The sequence below is a fragment of the Nocardia carnea genome (genome assembly GCF_029869215.1).
Taxonomy (GTDB): Bacteria; Actinomycetota; Actinomycetes; order Mycobacteriales; family Mycobacteriaceae; genus Nocardia; species Nocardia carnea_B.
Genome location: NZ_JARWPM010000172.1, coordinates 1 through 7,087, shown reverse-complemented (window position 1 = coordinate 7,087; position 7,087 = coordinate 1). Strand labels below are relative to the sequence as shown.

Genomic DNA, 7,087 nt, shown 5'->3' with positions numbered 1-7,087 from the left:
GCGCGGGGTAGCGGCGAGCGGGCGGCGCCGCAGTACCCGGCCGGCCGCCCGCGGGCACCACTTCGCGACCGGCTACGGCGCTTGCCGGCCGGTAACCCGCCACCGCACCTGCCGGCCCGTGCCCCGCCGCCGAACCGGCGGCACCGTGACCCGGTTCCAGCCGGGTGTATGCCCGCGTCGGCGGATATCCCGCCGCGCCGTCTGCGCCGGCCGCGGCGAATCCTGTGTACGGGCGGGTGCCGGGGTGCGCGGCCTCGTACCGGCGGGTGCCCGCGGGTCCCGCGGCGGGTTCGGGGTGGCTGCCGGGCGTCTCGTATCGGCGGGTGCCCGCGGGACCTGCGGCGGGTTCGGGGTGGCTGCCGGGCGTCTCGAATCTCCGGGTGCCGGGCGGGCCACCGGCTTCGTGGTGACCACCTGCAGAAACCGGCGTCTCGTACCGGCGGGTGGCGGGGTGATCCGGCGATTCTTCTCGGCGGGTGTCCGCGGGGTTCGGGCCGACCGCGTAATGGTGGGTGCCGGGGTGTTCGGTGGCGTGACCGGATGACGCGGCCGGGAGCGGGCTCGCGACCCCCAGCGCCGTCGCGGCGGCCCGGGCGAACTCGCCGGCAGAGGAGAAGCGGTCGCCGGGTTCCTTGGCCAGCGCGCGGGTGATCGCCGCATCGAGGCGGTCCGGGATCCCCGGGACCAGCGCCCGCACACTCGGCGGGGTGGTCGTGAGGTGGTCGTGCATCTGCCGCGCCGGATCGGTATCGCCGAACGGCCGGATTCCGGCCAGGCATTCGAACAGCACACAGCCCAGTGAATAGATATCGGCGCGGAAGTCGGTTTCCCCGGTGAACCGCTCCGGCGCCATATACGCCCACGTCCCGACGGCAAGGCCCGACGCGGTCAGCGCGGTACTGCCGGCGCCGTGCGCGATACCGAAATCGATCAGGTACACCACCCCATCGCGCCGGACGACGATATTGGACGGTTTCACATCCCGGTGCACCAGACCGGCCCGATGCGCGGCGTCGAGGGCCGCCGCGGTCTGGGTGACGATAGCGACGGCCCGCTCCGGCGGGAGCGGCCCGCGGTGCAGGATTCGCGACAGATCCTCACCCTCGACGTACTCCATCTCGATGAACAACCGGCCGTCCAGCTCACCGTGCGCGTGGATCGCCACGAGATGCCGGTCGCGCAGGCGGGCGGCGAGTTCGGCCTCTCGTTCGAATCGGCTGCGGTAGGTCGGGTCGGCCGCGAGTTCGGCGGGCAGCAGTTTCAGCGCGACCCGCCGCCCGGGCCGCCCACGGGCGGGGTCGGCATGCGCCAGCCATACCTGCCCCATACCGCCCTGCCCGAGCAGCCGCTCGAGCCGGTAGGGGCCCAGTCGCTGCTCGGCCATGCCCGTCCTTCCTGTCACCGTCGCGGCGCGGGTATCCGCGGGCGCGGTGGTCCGGGGACCGGATTCGGGGCCCGGATGTACTCCGACCCTAACCCTGACCGGCGGCGCGGCACAGCGTGACCGGTAGCACGATGATCGCCGGCCTCGCTGCACTCGGTTGTGTCCGGTCTTGCGGCCGGCCCGGCGAGTGGCCTGCCCGTCGTGATGGCCACCGGGTTTCGGTGTGCCAGGGTGATGGAGTGGAGCCGATCGAGATCAATGCGGGGCAGTGGTATCTGCGGGCCTTGCGGGCCGATGAGCGGATCGACGACCGGCCCGCGCTGGTGGCCGGGGGAATTACGGATCCGGGGTACGTGGCGCGGCGGAGCGCGCAGTGGGTGGCGGAGTCGCACTTCTCGTGGGCGGTGTGTGAGCCGACTACAGCGGAGTTGTTAGCGGAGGTCGTCGCGGAGCCGCGGGCGGACGGTACCGCCGAGGTGTCCGGGTGGGCACGGCCGGGTCATGAGCCGGCGCTGGACGCCGGTGTGCGGGCGGTGTGCGGTTTCGTCGAGGGTGCGTTCGGGTTGCGGCCCGAGGTGGTCGGCGACCCGGAGCGGTGATCGCCGATCTCCGCCTTCAGGAGTCGGCCGGCGGTATGGGCCGCGACCGGCTCAGGCAGGGTGCCGCAGCACCCGGTCCAGGGCCGCTACGGCCGCGTCCAGTTCCTCACGTTCTACCGTCAGCGGCGGCCGGAAGCGTATTCCGCGCGATCCGGTGCCGATCATCAGGACGTGCTCGCGGCCTCTTAGCGCGGCGAGTACGGCATCCCGGAAAGCGGTGTCGGGCAAGGTAATCGCGCACATCAGGCCGCGGCCGCGGGGGTCGGTGACGGCCGGATGCCGCTGGGCCAGCTCGCGAAGCAGCGTCTGGAGATGCTCGCCGAGGACCGCGGCGCGTTCGATCAGCCCGTCGTGTTCGACGACCTCGAGGATCCGGCGGGCGCGGACCATATCGGCGAGGTTGCCGCCCCAGGTCGAGTTGAGCCGCGACGACACCGTGAAGACATTGTCGTGCACCTCGTCCACCCGGCCACCGGCCATGATCCCGCAGACCTGGGTCTTCTTACCGAATGCCACGATATCCGGCTGTAAGCCGAATTGCCGGTAGGCCCAGGGGCTTCCGGTCATCCCGACCCCGGTCTGGACCTCGTCGACGATGAACAGGGCGTCGTTGGCGTGGCACAACCGTTGCATCGCCCGCAGGAATTCCGGTCGCATATGGCGGTCGCCGCCTTCGCCCTGGATGGGTTCGGCGATGAAGCAGGCGATACCGTTCGGCCGGTCGGCGAAGGCGCGCGCGGCCTGGTCCAGCGCGCGCCGTTCGGCGTGTTCGATATCGCCGGGCCCGCCGAGGTACGGGGTTTCGATACGCGGCCAGTCGAACACCGGGAAGCGTTCGGTTTTCACCGGGTCGGTATTGGTGAGCGACAGCGTGTACCCGGTGCGGCCGTGGAACGCTCCGGTGAGGTGCAGCACTCCCGGCTCGCGGCCGGGTAGCGCTGTGCGGCCGTGTAATTCGTTGTGCCGGCTCTTCCAGTCGAACGCGGTCTTGAGCGCGTTCTCCACGGCGAGCGCGCCGCCGTCGATGAAGAACAGATGGGGGAGCCGCGGATCGCCGAGGACCCGGGCGAAGGTGTCCACGAACCGCGCCATCTCGACGGTGTAGATATCGGAATTGCTCGGTTTGTTCACCGCCGCCGTGGTCAATTCGTTGCGGAACGCGGCGTCGCCGGCCAGCGCCGGATGGTTCATGCCGAGGGCGCTGGAGGCGAAGAAACCGAACATATCGAGGTAATCGGTGCCGTCGCGGGCGTCCACCAGGTGCCGGCCGTAGGAAGCGGGCAGGTCCAGCACCAGATCGAAACCGTCGGTGAGCATATGCGCCGACAGTGTCTCGTGGACGCGGGTTGCGGGGATGCGTGCGGTGTCACCGCCGGCGCCGGAGCGTTCCAGTTCGATGGTCACATCCCCGACGGTACGGGAGCACGAACTACCCTTCCGGTAAATTTTACTGCCGGAACCATAACGAGAAGAAATTGTTACGCTAGAAGCTACTTCTCGTAGAATGTCTGCAGGATGATGGTGCTTCGCGTGCGGACGTTGGCGGTCGCCCGGATCTGCTGCAGTAACTGCTCGAGATGCCGCGGGGACGCCACCCGGACCAGCAGGATGTAGCTCTCGTCGCCGGCCACCGAATGGCAGGCCTCGATACCCGGCACCTGCTGCAACAGCGCGGGCGCGTCATCGGGCTGGGACGGATCGAGAGGAGTGATCGCCACAAATGCCGACAGCAACTGCCCCAGCGCCTCGGGGTCGACATCGGCCGTATAGCCGCGGATCACACCGCGCGCCTCGAGCCGGCGCACCCGGGATTGCACGGCGGATACCGAAAGGCTCGCCTTCTCGGCCAGATTGGACAATGTCGCCCGACCGTCGGCCATCAGTTCCCGGATCAGCAGGCGATCGATCTCATCCAGGGTCGGTTTTGCCGGTGTTTCCGCCATCAGCGAAGGCTAACGTAGCGGACACACCGCCGGAACACTGTTGTGAACGTTCATTCTCCGGCCGTGCCATTCGCACAGCGTATTTCGTCCGGCCGAACCCGAGGAGTTCGCGATGACCGAGACCGACAGCGAGACCCGAACCGTCCGATTTTCGCATCGGGTGGACGCCCTGCTGGGCGCTCTGGAAATCGACCGCCCGCCGGCCGGTGCGATGGCTGTGCACTGTCCGATCACCGGTGAGGTACTCATCGGCCTGCGACCGCACACCCCCGCCGAGATCGGCACCGCGGTCGGCGAGGCCGCCGCCGCGTTCGGATCCTGGCGGACCGTTCCGGCCCCGCAGCGCGCGGCGGTGGTCCGGGAACTGGCCGTGCTGCTGCGGCGCCACCAGGACGAACTCGCCGAACTCGTCACGCTGGAGGTGGGCAAGATCCCGGCCGAGGCGCGGGGCGAGGTCCAGGAGATGATCGATATCTGCGATTTCGCGGTGGGATTGTCCCGGCAGCTCTACGGCTACACGATGGCCTCGGAACGTCCCGGGCACCGGCTCATGGAAACCTGGCATCCGCTCGGTGTGGTGGGCGTGATCTCGGCGTTCAACTTCCCGGTCGCGGTGTGGGCGTGGAACACCGCGCTCGCGCTCGTCTGCGGTGACACGGTGGTGTGGAAACCGTCGGACCGCACCCCGTTGACAGCCCTGGCCTGTCATGCCCTGTTACGGCGGGCGGCGCGCACCGTGGACGCCGATCAGCGCATCCATCAGCTCGTCCTGGGAACCGGTGCGGCCGGGGCGCAACTGGTCGACGACGAGCGGGTGGCGCTGGTGAGTGCCACGGGTTCGGTCGCGATGGGCCGGCAGGTGGGTCCGCGGGTCGCGGCCAGGTTCGGCCGCTGCCTGCTGGAGCTCGGCGGTAACAACGCCGCCGTGGTCGCCCCCTCGGCCGATCTGGACCTGGCCGTCCGCGCCATCGTCTTCGCCGCGGCCGGTACCGCGGGCCAGCGCTGTACGACACTGCGCCGGCTGATCGTGCACAGCCGGATCGCGGACGAACTGCTGGACCGGCTGGTCCGCGCCTACCGGCAGTTGCGGGTCGGCAACCCGCTCGACGCCGGGGTGCAGGTGGGCCCGTTGAGCGGTCCCGAAGCGTGGGAACGGATGCGCGACGCGCTCGTCCGGGCTCAGCGCGACGGCGGCGAACTGTTGTGCGGCGGGCACGAGGTCGCGGTGGGCGGAATGGGGCCGGAGGCGCGCTACGCCCACCCGGCGATCGTCCGGATGCCGGGCCAGACCGAGATCGTGCGCGAGGAAACCTTCGCCCCGATCCTGTACGTCCTCACCTACGACGAATTCGATACCGCCCTGGCGCTGCACAACGGTGTGCCGCAAGGACTTTCCTCGGCGATCTTCACCACCGATCAGCGCGAGGCCGAGCGGTTCCTCGCCGCCGACGGGTCGGACTGCGGTATCGCCAATGTCAATATCGGCACCTCGGGCGCGGAGATCGGTGGTGCCTTCGGCGGCGAGAAACACACCGGCGGCGGCCGCGAGTCGGGTTCCGACGCGTGGAAGGCGTATATGCGCCGGGCGACCAACACGATCAACTACTCCAGCGAACTCCCGCTGGCGCAGGGCATCCGCTTCGACTGACCTCCCGGCAGGAGCAGAAGGACAGCGCGCCGGCGGCTGCGGCGGTTTCGCACCGGCCGCGACCCGCCGCATCGCCCGGCCATATCCGGAATGGAGGCGATCTGGACGGCGCCGGGAACGACCGGTCCGCAACGGGTCGCCCACGCAGGTGGGGCGGACCCACTCCGGTCGGCCGCGTCGAAAACGCGGCCACCATCAGCCGGTCAGCCGCTGAGAGGCCGCTCTCCGCGGGTGGCCGGGGCGGCGCGACCGCCGCACCGACTGCGTGGGTCGGCGACGGCAATCACCGGGCGGCACGGTGGGCAACGGGCACACCAGGCGCGGCTGATGCCTGCACAGCAGGACCGGAGAACGCCGGCGCCGGACACCTACGGGCGAACAACCAGCAGCGGTCGGTGTGGGCTGCCCGCGCAGGTTCCGGCGTTCGCGGGTTCGAGCTGCCGCGCCGGGGGCCGGGCCACTCAGCAGGATTCGGCGGCGATGGGGCTGAGCTGGGCGAAGAATTCGGCGACGGCGCTACGACCGATATCCATCCCGCGGGTGAGGATTCCCGGGTCCGTTTCGACGCTGCTGATATCCGGCGACCCGGCAGGCGGGTGGATCTGATGCGCCGCGGCGCCCATCCCGGCGATCACGCCGTCTTCGAGTACCTGCTGTCCGGGGCGTAACTTCCAGGCCTGGTAGGCGCCGGGTGCGGTGAGCCGCATATAGGTACCGCCGACGAGGTGGTGCAGCCGCGGTGCGGGTGGGCGGCGTTCGTCGGCGCGCCGGGTGCGCAGGATCAGCGCGTGCGTCGCCCCGCCCTTCAGCGCGCTGCGGACCGGGACCGTTTCGGAGAGCCCGCCGTCGAAGTACCGGCGGCCGCCCAGCGCGACCGGTGGCCCGGCCAGCAGCGGCAGCCCCGAAGACGCGCGGAGCGCCGTTTTCAACGTGTCCTTGTCCATGATGTAGGGGTGCAGGTCCACCGGCAGGCCGGTACCGATATCGGTGGCGATGGGGTGGAAGGTGGTTTCGTTCGCCAGGATGGCCGGAAAATCCATCGGATGCAGGCCGTCGTACACCTTGTGCACGAGGAAGTTCAGGTCGAAGGCCGGTCGGCCCCGCAGCATCCGCATCGGGTCGATCGCCCGGCGCATGATGGCGGCATCGGTCCAGGCCTTCATTCCGCGGCCCGCCCGCCCGCACAGCAACCAGGCCGCGTTGATGGCGCCCGCCGAGGTGCCGTAGACGGCGTCGAAGATCTTCGCCAGCCCGAGTTCTTCCAGGGCGTGCACCATCCCGCTGGAGTACACCCCGCGGCTGCCGCCGCCCTCGACAACGAGAACCAGCCGATGGCTGTCGGATCGGCTACCGGATGCGAAACGGTCGCGGATCACCTCCGCGACCGTCGGTTGTACTGCGCTCACCAGGTCACCATACGCCCGAGCGGGGGGGGGGTATTGGTAGGGGCCCCCCCCCCGGGGGGCGGGGGCCCCCTGGTGGGGCCGGTTTTGGGGGGGGGGGGGGCCCCCCG

General features: G+C 70.2%; 6 protein-coding genes. 2 read left to right on the top strand and 4 right to left on the bottom strand.

Annotated elements, in window-relative coordinates:
* Nucleotides 1-1,384, bottom strand: a 1,384-nt coding sequence (locus QH276_RS11725) for a serine/threonine-protein kinase (RefSeq protein WP_280406728.1), incomplete at its 3' end; no start/stop codon positions are given.
* A 239-nt stretch (nucleotides 1,385-1,623) separates the two neighbouring features.
* Between QH276_RS11725 and QH276_RS11720 the strand changes: the two genes are divergently transcribed.
* A complete protein-coding gene (locus tag QH276_RS11720; protein WP_280396512.1) occupies nucleotides 1,624-1,983 on the top strand; it encodes a hypothetical protein in 360 nt (119 codons plus the stop codon).
* A 51-nt stretch (nucleotides 1,984-2,034) separates the two neighbouring features.
* Here QH276_RS11720 and lat read toward each other — a convergent pair whose 3' ends face one another.
* Together lat and QH276_RS11710 are read right to left on the bottom strand one after the other, a co-directional pair.
* On the bottom strand, nucleotides 2,035-3,387 hold the full coding sequence (lat, locus tag QH276_RS11715) for an L-lysine 6-transaminase (RefSeq protein ID WP_280396511.1): 1,353 nt from the start codon (nucleotides 3,385-3,387) through the stop codon (nucleotides 2,035-2,037).
* Between the two features lie 86 nt (nucleotides 3,388-3,473).
* Entirely contained in the window at nucleotides 3,474-3,926 is a 453-nt protein-coding gene (locus tag QH276_RS11710) for an Lrp/AsnC family transcriptional regulator (protein WP_280396510.1), read from the bottom strand.
* Between the two features lie 112 nt (nucleotides 3,927-4,038).
* Between QH276_RS11710 and amaB the strand changes: the two genes are divergently transcribed.
* Nucleotides 4,039-5,574 (top strand): L-piperidine-6-carboxylate dehydrogenase, encoded by a 1,536-nt coding sequence (amaB, locus tag QH276_RS11705; RefSeq protein ID WP_280396509.1) that lies wholly within the window; start codon nucleotides 4,039-4,041, stop codon nucleotides 5,572-5,574.
* Nucleotides 5,575-6,035: 461 nt separating this feature from the next.
* Here amaB and QH276_RS11700 read toward each other — a convergent pair whose 3' ends face one another.
* Nucleotides 6,036-6,980, bottom strand: coding sequence for a patatin-like phospholipase family protein (locus QH276_RS11700; protein ID WP_348536585.1), 945 nt, complete (start codon nucleotides 6,978-6,980; stop codon nucleotides 6,036-6,038).
* Nucleotides 6,981-7,087: the final 107 nt, after the last annotated feature.